This window comes from Corynebacterium propinquum DSM 44285, from assembly GCF_000375525.1.
Taxonomy (GTDB): domain Bacteria; phylum Actinomycetota; class Actinomycetes; order Mycobacteriales; family Mycobacteriaceae; genus Corynebacterium; species Corynebacterium propinquum.
On sequence record NZ_AQXC01000001.1, the window covers coordinates 79,232 to 96,345 of the forward strand.

Below are 17,114 nucleotides of genomic sequence, written 5' to 3' on the forward strand. Positions count from 1 at the left end.
GATTCATTGATTTTTCAGGAGGATTCATGCTTGCCGTCCATGCCCGTTACCGCGGCAGCGCACCCCGACGCGCTGATTTAGTCCAGCGCTCTGCCGCAGCATTATCGAGCCTGGACGGGGTCGACGGATTCGAGGTCATTCGCGTAGAAGACATCGCTTCCACCATGGCAGAGCCTTCCACCGTGTGTGATATCACGATGGCTTTGCTTGCCGACGGCGAATGGGCCGTAGGAATTGGGATTGCGCGCAGTGGCGATGAGGCACTGTCTGCTGCACGGCGCGCACTGCCGAGAAATACTCGCGCCGGAATCGTGCGCGCTGACGTTGTTTCGGCACCACCTGCGACCGCCGAAGACATCGCGGCCTGCTTCGCCTTACTGGGACAAGTGTTGAACAAGCGCACGTACGAAGGTAGAGAAGCCACCGCATTGGTCCGGAGCGGATTGAGCCAGAATGAGGCCGCTGAACAACTCGGAATTTCCAAGCAGGCCATTTCGCAGCGCCTGCAAGCAGCCGGCTGGGCTGCGGAATCCGCCGGTTGGCGCTTGGCGGTCAACTTATTATCTACAGCAAATCAGATTTCTGCAGATCAGGGTTAGTCACGAAGTCCACCAATCGTTCAACGGCACCGATCAGCGAGATGTCGATATCGCGAAACGAATGTACAGAGTTATAGATCCGGTGCCACGCTTCTTTCGGGTCAGACCAACCCACGGCCTTGCACACGCCGGTTTTCCAGTCTTGCCCTCGGGGAACCTGCGGCCACTTCTGCAATCCCACGCGCTCAGGCTTGACCGCTTCCCAAATATCGACATAGGGGTGGCCGGTAACCAAAACGTGCGGACCGACGTCCTCTGTTAACCGCGCCTCCTTCGTGCCGGCGATTAAGTGGTCGGCTAGCACGCCGATACGGCGCTGCGCGGACGGTTGAAATTCCGCAAGCCGTTCTGCAAGGTTATCGAGCCCTTCTAGGTATTCCACCACGACGCCTTCGACGCGTAAATCATGCCCCCAAATCTTTTCGACGAGCGCTGCGTCGTGGACGCCCTCTACCCAGATACGAGATGGAGCTGCGATTTTTGCACTGACATTCTGTACCCGGCGAGACCCAGAATTCGAATGAGTTGGTGTCTGGACGGCAGGTTGATGCATGGCTTTCGATAGGTTTACCCGCCGACCGTCAAACATGAATCCCCCTGGAATAATGGGAAACACTCGTCGGTTTCCGTGGCGATCTTCGAGTCGCGCGAGGTGCCCGGAAAATGTTTTGTCGATATCAATAAGCGCGCCCACAAAATCTTCTCCAACAACCTCAAGAACCATCCCCTGTTGTGCTGGCAGGTCCGGAAAAGTGGGTGTCTGCCTGCGCTTGTGACCTTGCAAGATATCGCCGCTATAACGCTTACTGCTCATAGTTTGCCAGTGTATCTATTACTATGGCCGACGATGTCTATCCGCGCCGAAGTCTATTCCCCCGTACAAAACGCTGCAGTGTGGCTCGCAGCCTGGTTATATGGCTACGAATCAAGCGATGCAACCATTGATGCATTGCAGGAACTTGGCGGCAAGAACACTGTAGAAGGTACCGCCATTATCGAGTTATTGTCCGGGCTGCGTGCAGCAACCACGGACATACTGACAAACCCCGAACCTGTACTCAAGCTCGTGCTAGCAGGCCCTGGTGAACCACCGGCACTCCCCATCGCTGGAGAATCGGCCCAGAATTTCACGCAAGATCCTGCCCCCGGAGCGATTGTGGTCAAAGACAATGACCCAGCGTTGCACCATGTACTTATTCCACGGTATGTCAACGGGCGCACTGACTGGACCTGGGTTCGAGAAACCCAACCGCTTCCGGCCAGTTCAGGGTTACTTGCTGGTGATGCGGATTATTATCTCAGCCAGGCAACCAATGCAGCGGCTGAATTGATTGAGCAATCGGGACATATCCCGGCAGACCTGCCGAATGCCCGCATGACCGTGGGAACTCTTGCAGATTTCTACGATATCCCGGGTTTACCCGGGTCTGTACCGCCCCGGGTCGCGAAGTTATTTGCGCGTGCCGATACGGTTGCCGCAACTATCGAAATGCTGACAGACAAACTAGGCGATCACAGCCTCGATCCCTACCTCTTCGGGCTTTTCCGCCATCTACGGCAAGCCCGCATGGCTGGGGTGGAACGTGCATGCGCGGAATTCGCGCGCGGCTAGCTTATTTGCTCCAAATATCGCAACAACCAGGAGCGCATGGCGCGCCATTATTCGTGTTGCCCTGTACCGTGACGTTGCCGAGCTTTTCGACGATTTCTCCAGCTGCAGACTCTGCAGCAATGTCGACAACCATTTCGGCAAATTGCTGCGTCAGTCCTGCGGTGCGTGCACGCTCAACGTGCACGTCTTTGTCTCGCGCCGCTTCGACAAGCTCGGTATCGAGATCCCACATGACCTCCATGTGGTCGGTAATAAAGCCAATCGCGCACACCACGACAGCTTTGATGCCCCGGTTATCTGCCAGATACTCGGTGTGGTCGACAATATCTGGTTCTAGCCATGGCACGCGCGGATCACCAGAGCGCGATTGCCACACCAGATCGTAATCCGCAATACCGGCTTCGGCAGCCGCCAACCGAGCAGCTTCTGCTACTTGTCGTGAGTACAGGTTTTTATCGCCGTCAGCACCACCAACGTCGTCATGACGGTTGGGAACTGAGTGCGCAGTAAACAGCATGCGGGTGTGTTCACGGCGCTCGGCTGGGATATTGGCATAGGCTTCTGTGATCGCAGCTGCGGTTTCAGAAATGAAGGCTGGGTGGGAGAAGAATTGACGAATCTTAGTGAAGTGAACCGCAGGTAGATTCTGTTCCGCTAAGTGTTCGCGAATACGTTTAATATCTTCGTTGTATTGTCGACAGGCAGAGTACCCGCCCCATGCGGAGGTGGCTAACACCAACACTTTTCGGTGACCGTCACGAGCGATCTGCTCAGCGGTGTCCTCGCCAAATGGGTGCCAGTTACGGTTGCCGAAGTATACCGGCAAGTTAATTTCGCGCCGGGAAAGAACGTTTTCGAGGTTTGCGATGAGCTCACGATTTTGCGCATTGATGGGACTAATTCCATCGAAATTAAAGTAGTGTTCGCCGACTTCTTCTAGACGCTCACGTGGAATTCCGCGTCCCCGAGTCACGTTCTCTAGAAATGGCACAACCTCGTCGTTTCCTTCAGGGCCGCCAAAGGAAAGGACGAGGAGTGCATCATAGTCAGTCAAAGGGTGCAAATCAGTCATACCTTTAGACTAGCAAGGCAGATTTTGGTGGTGGTCGTCTTGCACGACTAGCCCAACAACCGCACCGCGTTTTCGGTCATACCGGTGTGGCGCACCGGAACTTCGCGAACGTGTGAGCCGGAATGTGGAGCCTCGATCATCATGCCGTTGCCGGAATAAATCGCGACATGCTGTGAACCGCCTGGTCCATAGAAGATCAGGTCACCTGGTTGCAGATTCGATGTAGATACGTGAGTACCGTGGCGGTACTGACCACCGCTATAGTGCGGCAGCGAAATACCCGCACCTGCGAAGGCGTACTGCACCAATCCGGAACAATCGAAGCCTACTTTGCCGTAATCACCATTGACGTCTGCATGTCCGCCATCGCGGATACCTGCAGTTGGTCCTTGCGCATTGCCACCGCCCCAGGCGTAATCTACTCCCAGCTGGGAGCGTGCGCGGGACAATATCGCTTGTGCCTGCTGTGATGGAGCTACCTCCGCAAAACCTGCAGAAGCATCCTCTGTCACGGACTCATTGGTGCTGAGTTCTTCTAGTACGCCACTGAGTTCTTCAGCGACATCGGTACCGCTATCTGCTGAGTGTGTTGTGGTACCGGTCGCAGAATCAGCGGTGTGCTGCGAGCTTTGTTCCCCAGCGGCTTGCTGTTCTGGGCTCTCAGCTGAAACGGCTTCCCCTTCCGTTTCAGCGTCAGCGCCGGTGGTCGTCTCCGCTGTTGATGTCTCTTGAGTTGTTGGTGGTGATTGTCTCTCGGAGCCACCTACCGTTTGCAATGCAGGTATCGGCGACGGTGGATCCTGTATGTTGTCTGCAATTCTGGTGTTGTCCTGCGGGACTGAATCTAAAGCTGTGTGCTCCGGTAGATATTCACTGACAGTCTCGGCAGCTTGGTTGATTAGTTCATGCAATTCAGCTGAAACGTCATCATTCTGCTCTGATTGTCCGGCTTGCCGTGTTTCAGCAGGTGATTCGTCGTTACCGTTGTCGCTTGCGTCTACGGTGAGATCAAGTGCACTGTCCGCAGCAGAACGAGAAGCTGTGCTAGCAGAAGCATCCTCTGAAGATGCGTCTACTGCACCCGTGTTCCCACGTGCGTGGCTGTTGCTGGCACCTCGCGCTGATGCGAGTTCTTCCCGGGCTTGCTCTCGTTCTTGCGCGACCTGTTCGCGCTCTTGTTGCGCTTGCTCGATTTTGGCCCTGGTTTGCTCCAACAGTTCTCGCGCTTGTGATTCTGCAGTAGTAGCTTGTTCTGCACGGGCTTCGGCTAGCTCATGCGTTTTCCGCAGCTGGGATTCCTTATTGGCTTTCTCAGTACGTACCCGGTCAAGCTCATCGATAGTCGTAAGCTTTTCTTCGCTCTGTGCGCGTAGCATCGATTTGCGGTAAAGCTCATTATCGCGACGATCGCTCCCGCTGATCTCGTGCAACCCGGCAGAACCAGCCGCGCGCCGATATTTGGCGCGTGAAAGCTCATCTAAATCTTCCTGTGCACTTGCAATCTCAGACTGGGCGTCGGCAAGCTCTTCTTGCGCAGCTGAGACCCCCCGCTGTGCTTGAGCGGCTTCGGATCGAGAATCTTGCAAAATAGCGAGTGCTTCATTGACGGATTCGCCCAAAGCACCAATTCTAAGATCCAAGTTGTTGAGGTCTGCTTCGGCCTCAGTGATTGTGGAAATCAGTTCAGAGACCGCAGGCTGCAACTGATCTTTCGGCGTTGCCTGAGCAAAAGCTGAGGACCCGAACAAGGAAAGCGATGCGGTGCATGCGATAGCTGCACTAAAACTGCGTACGCGAAAGGCACGCCGGTGAGACGATGAAGGCACGACACACTCCTGACAGGCATAGTCAAGTTTTGAAACCTGACTCTGCGTGGAAATCTACGACAGTGGGTACCGACACACGGACATAGCGAAGCGAGAATCCGGCAGAAACTCACCGCTGGCAAAAACTCACCGTTGCAAACAACGGTGCATGAAAGACTGAATCAGCCCCATCCCTCTGGCCATCGTTGCTCCTGGCGTGCTTCCCCACATGCCCGTGCTGACGATCAGTAAAGGATCAAGACTGTATTCAGAATTTCCGGTGTGTCTCCACCATGAGTTCAAAGCTTGATGCTATGGCTCGTGAGCCAATAGCCAAACCATATGCCACACGACGCAACAGGGGCACATGTATTCACAATTCTCCCGCGCGTTACGTCAAGTTTTGAGGCCGGATTAACCTCATAGCCTGCAGAAAGGCACAGCAATTTTTTTCATGTGTCTTTCATCACAATATCAGCGACACGCACGAAATGAACTCAATTGCGTAACGATTTGGTTACTAACAACCACGATGTAGTCAAGGCTGTAGCTATGACTACCGCGAGCACAATTGCGATGATGCCCCATGGGATTGGAGTGCCCGAAAGCTCATCGACAAAGTTTTGGAACCCAGTACTGGTCTGCACATGAGCAAAAGCTGATTCCGCTGCTTCCAATTCAGCACGCGAATGAAGATCGCTCACTGCTGCACCAACGGTCGGAGTGCGCACCACTATCGTCTCAATTTCAGTATTTAACTGCAGTTCCTGAGCTACGTCGCGCAAGTCCGCAGCCTTGCCAACCGGAACGTCGATAAGAGCAAGCCCAAAATCCGCTCCACCATAAACACCTGAGCCGCTTTCTTGATTACTCACGCTCAGGACATCCAGTAATTCCGATTCCTGCATCCGCCCAAATTCAGCATTCGGACCAATAGCTAACTGATCTTCGCGCAACTGTGCAGAGAGGTCAGCTATGTCAACACCGGCAGGGATCATGATGAATACTTTCTACTTAATCTTTCTGGGGGTAATAAGGGGTGCTTCGGGCAGGCAGTGATGACGAATTTTCCCTCACTAACTGTCATATTGCCATGGCGCAGTACAACAGACTAAAAACAGAACAGCTGTACTGTTATACTTTTGGCAGGACGAGGGATCGTCAACCTACACTGGGTCAATGAACCCTGAGTTCTGGACCTTTGAGGTCTGACAGATTTGCACAACAAGGAAATGGAGCTCCCCGTGACTGAAAGCTTGAACTCCTTCGACGCTAAGAAGAAGCTCGAGGTCGGAGATAAGTCTTATGACTATTTCTCACTCGACGCAGTAGACGGACTGAAAAAGTTGCCATACGCACTCAAGGTGCTGGCAGAAAACCTTCTTCGTACCGAAGACGGTAAGAACGTCAATAAAGATCACATCAAGGCTATCGCCAACTGGGATCCAAAGTCGGAACCAGACACAGAAATCCAGTTCACCCCTGCTCGCGTGCTGATGCAGGACTTTACTGGTGTTCCGTGTGTCGTTGACTTGGCTACCATGCGTGAGGCCGTATCGAACTTGGGCGGCAGCGCAGACCAAGTTAACCCACTGAACCCAGCTGAAATGGTTATTGACCACTCCGTTATTACCGAAGCATTCGGTGATGCGGATGCACTGACCAAAAACGTTGCCATCGAGTATGAGCGCAACGAAGAGCGCTACCAGTTCCTACGCTGGGGTGCAGAGAACTTCTCGAACTTCCGCGTTGTTCCTCCAGGAACCGGTATTGTCCACCAGGTCAACATCGAGTACCTGGGTCGCGTAGTCTTCGACAATGACGGACTGGCATACCCAGATACCTGTATCGGTACTGACTCCCACACCACCATGGAAAACGGCCTGGGCATCTTGGGTTGGGGCGTAGGCGGTATCGAGGCCGAGGCTGCAATGCTGGGACAGCCAGTATCGATGCTGATTCCAAAGGTCGTTGGTTTCAAGCTGACCGGCGAAATTCCAGTCGGCGTTACCGCTACCGACGTTGTTCTTACCATCACTGACATGTTGCGTGAGCACGGCGTCGTCCAGAAGATCGTCGAATTCTACGGCAATGGCGTGAAATCCATCCCACTGGCTAACCGCGCAACCATCGGTAACATGTCGCCAGAATTCGGCTCCACCGCTGCGATCTTCCCGATCGACGAAGAGACCACCAAGTACATGGAGCTGACCGGTCGCCCGCAGGAGCAGATCGACCGCGTTGAAGCTTATGCCAAGGCCCAGGGCATGTGGTTGGAAGAAGACGACGAAGAAGCCGAGTACTCCGAGTACATCGAGCTGGATCTGTCTACTGTTAAGCCTTCCATTGCCGGGCCGAAGCGTCCACAGGATCGCATCGAGTTGGACAAGGCAAAAGAGCAGTTCCGCAAGGATCTGGTCAACTACACTGACGACGAAGTCTTGGAAGAAGGCAAGAAGCCTGAGGTTCGTCGCATGGTCGCCGAAGGCGGCGTGCAAAGCTATGTCGATGCCGACATCACCGACGGTCACAATGTTTCCCGTAAGGGTCAGGGTGAAGACGCATCTGCTGGAGGCGAAGGCCGTCCGTCCCACCCAACGGTTGTCACCTCGCCAGCTGGCGGTGAATACACCCTGGACCACGGTATGGTCGCCATCGCTTCCATTACCTCGTGTACCAACACTTCCAACCCATCGGTCATGATCGGTGCTGGTTTGATCGCCCGCAAGGCCAACGAACTGGGTCTGACCTCCAAGCCATGGGTGAAGACCATTTGTGCTCCTGGTTCCCAGGTTGTTGATGGCTATTACAAGCGCGCAGACCTCTGGAAGGACTTGGAAGCTCTCGGTTTCTACCTGTCTGGATTCGGTTGCACCTCGTGTATTGGTAACTCCGGCCCATTGCCAGAAGAAATCTCCGATGCCATTAACTCCGAAGACCTGGCTGCCACCGCAGTCCTGTCCGGTAACCGCAACTTCGAAGGCCGTATCTCGCCAGACGTCAAGATGAACTACCTGGCTTCGCCAATGATGGTCATCGCATACGCCATCGCCGGCACCATGGACTTCGACTTCGACGAGCAGCCACTGGGCCAAGATAAAGAAGGCAACGATGTCTTCCTGAAGGACATCTGGCCTTCTCCAGAAGAAATCGAAGAGACCATCGAGGCCTCCATCTCTCGCGAAATGTACGAGGCTGACTACGCTGACGTCTTCAAGGGCGACGAACAGTGGCAGAACCTGGACATCCCGAAGGGCGAGACCTTCGAGTGGGATGATGCTTCGACTTATATCCGCAAGGCTCCATACTTCGACGATATGCCGACCGAGCCTGCCGATGTCGAAGACATTAAGGGCGCCCGCGTGTTGGTCAAGCTCGGCGATTCGGTCACCACTGACCACATCTCCCCTGCTTCTGCCATCAAGCCAGGCACCCCTGCCGCGCAATACCTGGAAGAAAATGGTGTTGCGCGCCAGGACTTTAACTCGCTCGGTTCCCGTCGTGGTAACCACGAGGTTATGGTTCGCGGTACCTTCGCAAATATCCGTATGCGCAACCAGCTGGTTGAAGAATCCGGTGGCTACACCTTGGACTTCACCAAGGAAGACAAGCCACAAGCCTTCATCTACGATGCAGCTCAGAACTATAAGGAAGAGGACACCCCTCTGGTCGTTCTGGGTGGTAAGGAATACGGCACCGGTTCTTCCCGTGACTGGGCAGCGAAGGGTACCTTGCTGCTGGGCGTGCGCGCCGTCATTACCGAATCCTTCGAGCGTATCCACCGCTCGAACCTGATCGGTATGGGTGTTGCGCCACTGCAGTTCCCAGATGGTGAATCCCACGAGTCGCTGGGTCTAACCGGTCACGAGACCTTCGACATCGAAGGCTTGACCGAGTTCAACAGCGGCTCGATTCCGAAGACCGTCAAGGTTACCGCTCACAAGGAAGACGGTGAGACCGTCGAGTTCGATGCCAATGTACGCATCGACACCCCAGGTGAGGCCGAGTACTACCGCCACGGAGGAATCCTGCAGTACGTACTCCGTCAGATGGTTAAATCCTAATCATCACGCTTCGCGGGGCTGCATGAAGTCTCGCTGCGAGTAGTACATCCCTTTTCGGAGGCACTCGCAGCCAGGCCCTGCAGCCCCGTTTTTGCATTCCCGGTCAGAAAGGTTGCTTCCTCTATGCCAGTCATGAGTGAAAATGAGCTTAATCGTCGTCGCCAAGAAATCCTCGTGGGTGCGCGTAAGTGTTTTGCCGAATACGGCTACGAGGGAGCAACTGTGCGCCGTCTAGAACAAGCGACCGGGAAATCCCGGGGCGCAATCTTCCACCACTTTTCTGATAAAGAAAATTTGTTTCTTGCCCTAGCCAGAGAAGACGCTGCACGACAAGCCGAAGTCGTTGCCCGGGAAGGACTCGTGGAAGTTATGCGCGATATCGTGCGGCACCCAGAAAAATATGACTGGCTGGCTACGCGTCTAGAGATTTCTAAGATGCTGCGGACCGATGCATCGTTTCGCACGCGCTGGCAAGAACATCAGGCAGTCCTCGACCAAGCCGTGCATGATCGTTTGGCGAAAAATGCAGCTGAGGGACGTATGCGTATCGACGTCCCCATTGATACGTTGAAATATTTTCTAGAAATGGTCATGGACGGGTTGATCACCCGCAACGCGATGGGAATGTCCACCGATGAAGCTGTTTTAGACATCGCAGAACAGGCTATCCGACGCGATGCTAACGAGCATTAAGCCATAAGGTATAACAGTAGCCACTATGGTTAATCTTCTCTTGGTCTCATTACGTTATGGAGAGACCGCCCCGGCGGTTGCCGCTGCTGAATATCGTGACATCTGTGAATCCACTGGGCTTAGTCAAGAACAAACCTCGCACCTGGTTATTGATTCCACAAACGTGGAACTCCCCGACTTAGCTAATTTCGATGGAGTTATCGTTGGTGGCAGTTCGCTCAATATCACCAACGAAACCTGGGACGAGTGGCAACTGCATATTCACCGACAACTAGAGATTCTTACAGAAGCAGACATTCCGGTCTTTTTGATTTGCTTTGGTGCTTCCTGGCTAGCGCACCACGTCGGCGGAACCGTGGGACATTCGCACGCTGAAACGTCTGGAAAGACCGTCGTGCAGCTTACACATGACGCTGCCAGAGACGTTCTCGCACGACACCTACCGCAGAGTTTTACCTCTCTGACCGGTCATACCGAAGCCGTCGAAAACCTGCCTGCGGCGGATAATATTACGATTCTTGCTGACGGCCCGACGTGCCCGGTGCAGTTAATTCGCGTCGGTGATTCGACCTGGGCAAGCCAATTCCACGCTGAAATGGATGCGGTAGCCATGAAAAACCGAATGGATTTTTTCTACGACTACGGCTATTTCTCCCCCGAAGATTACCTGGATATTGTCAACAGCTTGCCGTCAATTGACACGAAATGGAGCAATGAGTTGCTCGCTATCTTCGTGCGGTACTGCGCAACACGCGCAGCTACCAGTTAAATAGAGCTCACTGGATCGTTGCCATCGTGGAAGGCAATGAAATCCTGATTTGGTAGCTCGGCCCGCCCAGCCAGCTCGAAGATGACCTGACCGACCAGCTCACGGGACGTTTTTTCCCCGGCTTTTTCTGGTGTGTTTTCGGTGACGGTAATGCCCTGCGCCGGATCCAGGGTCAGCAACGTCGGCGCCAGGATGATGTAGTTTAAATCAGAATCTAACAGGCGTTTGTCGACGGTCTTTTTCGATTCCACGTATGCCAGCCATGCGCCTTGATCGTCGGTTTCGTTGTCCAGCGACCCCATGTAGGACACCATGATGAGCCGAGGCGCGCGATCTTTACCAACCTCATTCTGGAGTTGCTCCAAGCCTTTAATGCATTCCAAGGCAGCATCGCGGTCTACGGCATAGGTGACGTCGGCACCGGCACGCCCGCCGTTACCTGCGGTCCACACCACAACATCAAAATCACGGACCAACGCTGCCCACTGATCCGCAGACAGAGTAGTCACGTCTTGGACCAACGGCGTTGCGCCGTTATCCCGCGCTTCTTCTGCTTTTTCTTCCCGACGCAGCATCGCGGTGATCTCGTAATCGTTCGAGTATTGGGGAATGGCAATGCTGGCAACTTTGCCAGATCCTCCGATGACCAATACTCGTGTGTTTGTGGTAGTTACGTTCTCTTGCGACTGATTTGCTGTCATGTACACAATCCTACGCTTCGTCGTGAGCTTTGTGCCCCGGCTAAAGAGAATGCTGGATAGGCAGTTAAGATGAGTAGCATGTATGCCATCATGACCGTGACCGGCGCGGACAACACCGGAATTATCGCCTCTGTCAGTACTGCTCTCGCGGAGTTAAACGTTAATATTGTCGACGTTTCACAAACCCTTATGTCTGGTTATTTCACGATGATTCTGCGCGTGGAATTCGATGATGAAGCCCTATCAATCCCTGAAATTCAACAGCGCATGGAAGCCGTCGAAAAAGAGACCCACCAGGTTATTCGCATCCAGGCCGAGTCGCTGTTTACCGCAATCAACGAAATTTAGCACCACCTAGCGCAGGGAAAATTCCACTATGCCTTTTTCTTTTAAGAACGCCCAGATCGTCGACACGATCGAGATGATCGAAAAATATCGTCTCGATATTCGTACCGTGACCATGGGCATTTCCCTACTCGGTTGCACTCGCCCGTCGATGTCCGCCACCTGTGATGCTGTGTATGACCGAATCGTTACTCGCGCATCACGCTTGGTCGAAGTGTGCGAAGGTATCGAAGCCGAGCTGGGAATTCCGATCGTCAATAAGCGCATTTCGGTTACTCCGATTTCGTTGATAGCCGCCGGTGTTGAAGGCAATCCCGCCGATATAGCCCACGCACTCAACAAAGCTGCCAATGAAGTCGGCGTGAACTTTATCGGTGGTTACTCCGCGCTTGTCGAAAAAGGAACCACCGAAGCTGACCGCCGACTCATCGAGTCCATTCCGGAAGCTCTGTCGCAATCGGAAGTGGTATGCGGCTCAGTGAACATCGCATCCTCCCGCGCCGGCATCAATATGGATGCTGCCCGACACATGGGTCAGGTCATTAAATCCGCCGCCGAATTAAGCAAGGACGATTCTGCGATTGCCTGCGCCAAATTGGTGGTGTTCGCCAACGCGGTCGGCGATAACCCGTTTATGGCCGGTGCTTTTCACGGTGTCGAAGAACCAGATTGTGTGGTCTCTGTTGGCGTTTCCGGACCAGGTGTCGTCGATCGTGCTCTGGGCAACCTTGAAGGCGCCAGCTTGGACCAGGTAGCAGAAGAAATCAAAAAAGCTGCCTTCAAAATTACCCGCGCCGGCCAACTAGTCGGCAATTTGGCTTCGCAACGTTTAGGCGTTCCGTTTGGCATCGTTGACCTGTCATTGGCGCCGACGGCTGAGCTTGGTGACAGCGTCGCTCACATTCTGGAACACATGGGCCTGGAACAAGTTGGGACCCACGGCACAACCGCTGCTCTGGCATTGCTGAACGACGCGGTGAAGAAAGGCGGCATGATGGCGTGCTCGCGTGTCGGCGGCTTGTCAGGTTCGTTCATTCCTGTCTCTGAGGACAAAGGAATGATTGATGCTGTGCGTGCTGGCAGCATCAGCATGGACAAATTGGAAGCAATGACTGCAATTTGTTCGGTCGGTTTCGACATGATTGCACTTCCTGGTGCCACATCTGCAGAAACTATCGCAGGCATGATCGCAGATGAGGCCGCAATTGGCGTGATGAATCATAAGACCACGGCGGTGCGTGTTATTCCTGTGCCTGGTGCCGCGGTAGGCGACGAAGTCGATTTTGGTGGTCTACTCGGCTACGCACCGATCATTCCGGTCAACACCGTCGGCAATCGTGAATTCATCCACCGCGGTGGGTTCATCCCGGCCCCGGTACACGGATTCCGCAACTAGAAGCTGGTTTATCGGGCCTGTCAGATTGGCAGGCCCTTGCGTCACCGCAGAACTAGCCAACTATGCAGACAGTTCCTTGCGTTGTGGAAGCCGGGAGTTGCCGAGGTCGACGCGGCGACCTTCTTCACTACCGGCGTGCATTGCTTCTGGGTCTATTGTCCGCGAATTCTGTCGGCCGTTTCGCAGTACCAAACCCGCCTCGTGGACATAGTCTTGCATGAGTTTTTCTGCAGCGCTGGCGTCATCAAGCAAGGCGACCTCTGCTCCCTGGCCGACTTGGGACGCGGTGTCCTGGTCAGCCTGCTCAAGCAAATCAAAGACGCTGCTTGAAAACCCCATCATCCAGGACGTTTTCAAGCGTTTCGTATGCGCGGCATCGCGCGCACCGTGATGCGCAGCGTATTTTGTTGACCCCGCAGCCATATGCAAGTTAAGCATTGGAAAGAGCATTTTTACCCTCTCGAGATGCCGGGGCACACCAAAAACTAACCCGAAAGAGTTGTGCCGCCCGGTGCCGCTACGCTCATAAAGGACCCGGCAATGCAGGGCACTAGCGATATGTGCAAGCAGTTCTCGCTGCTGCGGCTTATAGCTACCGGTTAATTCCCATTCCCACGCGGTCTGTCCTGCCGAGTCCGCATCTGCTTGCTTGCGCACATCATCGGGATCTAAGGCGTATTTTGCCGCCAGCTCAAAAGCTTTCACCCGGCACAAATCGCCTTCCGGTGTGCCTTCGCAGGCAGCAGCACGGTCGAGCAAGTTCTTAATGCGGTTCCGATATTTATCGAGGCTCAATGGATAGTCCTTTCTCGTGTCCTATCCCAATAGACTGTGCGCAGCAGGCTGTGGTTCCATGACCACAAAATCACGCACATATCCCGCGCGGTTGTGCAAGCTTAAGCCAATTCCACGATCTCCATATACTCATCACTCCACATATCTTCATCACCGTCTGGCATGATGATGACCCGCTCCGGTTCCAGTGCTTTCACCGCGCCAGGGTCGTGGGTAACCAAGACGACGGCACCAGTATAAGTCGCCAAAGCATCCAATACCTGTTCCCGCGATATCGGATCTAGGTTGTTGGTGGGCTCATCCAACAACAAAACATTCGCCCGGGAAGAAACTAAGGTAGCAAGCGATAAACGCGTTTTCTCACCGCCGGAAAGTGTACCTGCGGGTTGTTCCAGTTTGTCACCCGAGAACATGAACGCACCAAGCAGACTGCGAAGCTCCTGTTCATGGGCGTCAGGGCAGGCAGAAATTGTGTTTTCCCAGACTGTCCGATCAGGATCGATGGTGTCATGTTCTTGGGCGAAATAGCCAATGCGCAAGCCATGGCCGGTGACGATTCCGCCTTCGCCGTCGGTGCGTTCCTCGCCAGCAAGCAATTTCAATAATGTAGTTTTACCGGCGCCGTTGTACCCAAGAACGACGACGCGGGAGCCTTTATCGATAGCCAGATCGACACCAGCGAAAACTTCCAACGAACCATACATTTTGGTCAGTCCCGTCGCATGCATTGGGGTCTTGCCGCACGGAGCCGGCTCCGGGAACTTAATGGATGCGACCTTATCATCTTGACGGACCTCATCCAGATTGCCCATCATTCGCTCTGCACGAGCAAGCATTTGTTTCGCAGCAGCCGCTTTCGTGGCTTTGGCACCCAATTTCGCCGCCTGCTTTTGCAGCGCCGACGCTTTCTTTTCGGCATTCGCCCGCTCGCGTCGACGACGTGCTTCATCGGTGGCACGCGCGTCGAGGTATTTCTCATAGCCCATGTTGTACACATCGGCTTCCGCGCGCACGGCATCCAAAAACCACACTTTGTTGCAGACGTCGCGAAGCAGCTCAACGTCGTGACTAATCATAACCAAGCCGCCTTCGTGCTTCGCCAAAAACGAACGCAACCAGGAAATGGAGTCAGCATCCAAGTGGTTGGTTGGCTCATCGAGCAACAACGTGGTTTGTGACTTTCCTGCCCCGCTGGTGGCAGCAAACAAAATCTGTGCCAGCTCTACACGACGACGCTGACCACCCGACAAAGTCTTGAGTGGCTGATCCAAAATTCGTTGTTCGAGCCCTAAGTTGTCGCAGATCGTGGCTGCTTCCGAATCCGCTTCATAACCACCAAGGCTGTGGTATCGCTCCTCCAATTTGGAGAACTTGGTGATGGCTTTGTCTCGCTTGTCATCATCCAAGGTGGTTTCCATGATCTGCTGTTGCTTATCCAAGGACTTACGCAGCTCATCGAGACCACGCGCTGACAGGACGCGGTCGCGAGCAGTTTGTTCTATGTTTCCCTCACGAGAATCCTGCGGAAGGTAGCCGATATCACCGGAAATGCGTACTTCACCAGCATAGGGTTGGGTTTCGCCAGAAAGAATGCGCATAGTGGTGGTTTTTCCCGCACCATTGCGGCCGATCAATCCGATGCGATCCCCCGGCTGCACCCGAAGATGCTGGCCAGGAGCATGCAATAAGGTACGGGCACCGGCGCGGACTTCGAGGTCTTGGCTAACAATCACGACCAGCCAGTTTAGCAGTCGCCACGGTTTATTAATAACCGTAGTGAGCTGGAAGTTTGGCGCGATATATCGAGTAAACGCTATAGTGAAAACGTTACTGCAGAGCCCTGATTGAATTCCTGGGCAGCAACGGGCTGTAGCGCAGTTTGGTAGCGCACCACACTGGGGGTGTGGGGGTCGCAGGTTCAAATCCTGTCAGCCCGACAAAAGCCCTGCTCAGAGCAGGTTTTTAGGGTAGACTAACACCCTGTTTTTCAGTTGTTTAACCCGGTGGCAAGGCGAAAACACCTTACGGGAAAAATTTACCACACCACCAAGCGCCGGGTGTGGTTTGAACCCGTTTCTGCACCGGATTGGGCACAAATTGGGCACAAAAAACACGGGAAACGTGAGACAACTATCCTCCGGCAACTGGCAAGCCAGATACACCGGACCGGATGGGCTGCGCTACACAGCCCCAAACACTTTTGCGAGCAAAGCGCTAGCCCTGGACTACGTGGAAACCCAACAGGCCAAAATCAGGTTGGGCCTGTGGGAACCACCGGCACCTGTCAAACAGCCAACCGACGACCTCAGCGTTGCGCAATGGTGCCAACAGTGGCTAGACAGTCACAGGCCACAGCTACGGGATTCATCGCACACCACGTACCAAACGGTTATGAAAACCCGAATAGCGGGGTATCCCCCGTTCCACAAGCTCAGGATCAGCAAACTATCCAAAGACCACGTACGCACGTGGTGGCAGGCGATGGTGGCACTCACCCCGGAAACAGGCAACCGAAACAACAAGGCCTACAAGCTGCTCAGAACAGCCGTAGACGCGGCTGTGGAAGCCGGGGTATTGGAAACCAACCCGGTGGTTATCAAAGCCTCACACAGGCGTACAGCGCCGCTAAAACACAAGCAGCTGCCCACCGATCAGGAACTGTTGGCGATACTCAACAACACCCCGGCGCGCTACCGGCTTGCCGTGGCTTTGTGCCTGTTCCACGGGTTGCGCGTGGGTGAATGTTTGGCGTTGCAGCGTCGCCACGTGGTGCGGGTGGCACACGGTTGGGTTGTCAGGGTTGAAGCAACCCTGGTTCGTGTTCCCGATCACACCGGGCGCATGGTGATGAAACGGCAACCACCCAAAACACGGGCAGGCTACCGTGATGTTCCGATACTCAAAGAACACCGGAGCCTGGTTGTCAAGCACCTGGCAGAATACGTTGAACCCCGCCCTGAGGCTCTGGTAACCACCACAGCCACCGGTGGCACCGTGATGGACACAAGTTTCAGGTCAGTGTTTCACCGTGCCAAAAGCAAAGCCGGGGTTAGCAGCGAAATCACCCCGCACTACGGACGCAATTGGCTTATCGCCCGGTTGGCAGAACAACAGGCAACACCCACCGAAATAGGCAGAATCCTTGGTCAATCGGATCTGTCCACCATTTTGCACACGTACATGCGTGTGCGAGAACACAGGCCCGGTGAGCTTATGGCTGCTGTGAGCATAGAATCCACAGACCACCACCGCGCCGGGTAGCT

At 54.4% G+C, this 17,114-nt stretch carries 15 protein-coding genes and 1 tRNA gene; 9 read left to right on the forward strand and 7 right to left on the reverse strand.

The annotated features are described in order from the left end of the window. Positions 1-26 precede the first annotated feature (26 nt). Positions 27-599, forward strand: coding sequence for a hypothetical protein (locus B142_RS0100375; RefSeq protein WP_018119553.1), 573 nt, complete (start codon positions 27-29; stop codon positions 597-599). On the opposite strand, the gene B142_RS0100380 is transcribed toward B142_RS0100375, so the two are convergent. Continuing rightward, a complete protein-coding gene (locus B142_RS0100380; protein WP_018119554.1) occupies positions 565-1,413 on the reverse strand; it encodes a DUF3097 domain-containing protein in 849 nt (282 codons plus the stop codon). The two genes, B142_RS0100375 and B142_RS0100380, sit on opposite strands and share 35 nt — an antisense overlap. Positions 1,414-1,446: 33 nt before the next feature. Between B142_RS0100380 and B142_RS0100385 the strand changes: the two genes are divergently transcribed. Next, a complete protein-coding gene (locus tag B142_RS0100385) occupies positions 1,447-2,211 on the forward strand; it encodes a hypothetical protein (RefSeq protein WP_018119555.1) in 765 nt (254 codons plus the stop codon). Position 2,212: 1 nt separating this feature from the next. On the opposite strand, the gene B142_RS0100390 is transcribed toward B142_RS0100385, so the two are convergent. The 3 genes from B142_RS0100390 to B142_RS11420 form a co-directional block, all read right to left on the reverse strand. Then, the gene (locus B142_RS0100390; RefSeq protein ID WP_018119556.1) at positions 2,213-3,283 is read right to left on the reverse strand and encodes a ferrochelatase; all 1,071 of its coding nucleotides are present in this window, start codon (positions 3,281-3,283) and stop codon (positions 2,213-2,215) included. A gap of 47 nt (positions 3,284-3,330) precedes the next feature. Then, positions 3,331-5,109: a DIP1281 family NlpC/P60 protein gene (locus B142_RS0100395; RefSeq protein ID WP_018119557.1), complete on the reverse strand. Its 1,779-nt coding sequence runs from the start codon at positions 5,107-5,109 to the stop codon at positions 3,331-3,333. 476 nt (positions 5,110-5,585) lie between these two features. Further along, positions 5,586-6,086, reverse strand: a complete 501-nt coding sequence (locus B142_RS11420; protein WP_018119558.1) for an Rv1476 family membrane protein — start codon at positions 6,084-6,086, stop codon at positions 5,586-5,588. 246 nt (positions 6,087-6,332) lie between these two features. Between B142_RS11420 and can the strand changes: the two genes are divergently transcribed. From can to B142_RS0100415, 3 genes are all read left to right on the forward strand, one after another. Further along, entirely contained in the window at positions 6,333-9,152 is a 2,820-nt protein-coding gene (can, locus tag B142_RS0100405; RefSeq protein WP_018119559.1) for an aconitate hydratase, read from the forward strand. Between the two features lie 123 nt (positions 9,153-9,275). Next, positions 9,276-9,845, forward strand: coding sequence for a TetR/AcrR family transcriptional regulator (locus B142_RS0100410; RefSeq protein ID WP_018119560.1), 570 nt, complete (start codon positions 9,276-9,278; stop codon positions 9,843-9,845). Between the two features lie 25 nt (positions 9,846-9,870). Further along, the gene (locus B142_RS0100415; RefSeq protein WP_018119561.1) at positions 9,871-10,614 is read left to right on the forward strand and encodes a glutamine amidotransferase-related protein; all 744 of its coding nucleotides are present in this window, start codon (positions 9,871-9,873) and stop codon (positions 10,612-10,614) included. Here B142_RS0100415 and B142_RS0100420 read toward each other — a convergent pair. After that, positions 10,611-11,315: an NAD(P)-dependent oxidoreductase gene (locus B142_RS0100420; protein WP_018119562.1), complete on the reverse strand. Its 705-nt coding sequence runs from the start codon at positions 11,313-11,315 to the stop codon at positions 10,611-10,613. The two genes, B142_RS0100415 and B142_RS0100420, sit on opposite strands and share 4 nt — an antisense overlap. 78 nt (positions 11,316-11,393) lie before the next feature. On the opposite strand from B142_RS0100420, the gene B142_RS0100425 reads away from it, so the two are divergent. Continuing rightward, positions 11,394-11,663 (forward strand): ACT domain-containing protein, encoded by a 270-nt coding sequence (locus B142_RS0100425; protein ID WP_018119563.1) that lies wholly within the window; start codon positions 11,394-11,396, stop codon positions 11,661-11,663. 28 nt (positions 11,664-11,691) lie between these two features. Then, positions 11,692-13,056 carry a PFL family protein gene (locus B142_RS0100430; protein WP_018119564.1) on the forward strand — a complete coding sequence of 455 codons (1,365 nt, stop codon included), beginning with the start codon at positions 11,692-11,694 and terminating at the stop codon, positions 13,054-13,056. Between the two features lie 60 nt (positions 13,057-13,116). Here B142_RS0100430 and B142_RS0100435 read toward each other — a convergent pair whose 3' ends face one another. Continuing rightward, on the reverse strand, positions 13,117-13,851 hold the full coding sequence (locus B142_RS0100435) for a DUF7168 domain-containing protein (RefSeq protein WP_018119565.1): 735 nt from the start codon (positions 13,849-13,851) through the stop codon (positions 13,117-13,119). 101 nt (positions 13,852-13,952) lie between these two features. After that, the gene (locus tag B142_RS0100440; protein WP_018119566.1) at positions 13,953-15,584 is read right to left on the reverse strand and encodes an ABC-F family ATP-binding cassette domain-containing protein; all 1,632 of its coding nucleotides are present in this window, start codon (positions 15,582-15,584) and stop codon (positions 13,953-13,955) included. Positions 15,585-15,714: 130 nt separating this feature from the next. Here B142_RS0100440 and B142_RS0100445 point away from each other — a divergent pair. Both B142_RS0100445 and B142_RS0100450 read left to right on the forward strand, forming a co-directional pair. After that, positions 15,715-15,788 (forward strand) — tRNA-Pro (locus tag B142_RS0100445). A 184-nt stretch (positions 15,789-15,972) separates the two neighbouring features. Further along, positions 15,973-17,112 (forward strand): tyrosine-type recombinase/integrase, encoded by a 1,140-nt coding sequence (locus B142_RS0100450; RefSeq protein WP_162138193.1) that lies wholly within the window; start codon positions 15,973-15,975, stop codon positions 17,110-17,112. The last annotated feature ends 2 nt before the right edge of the window (positions 17,113-17,114 follow it).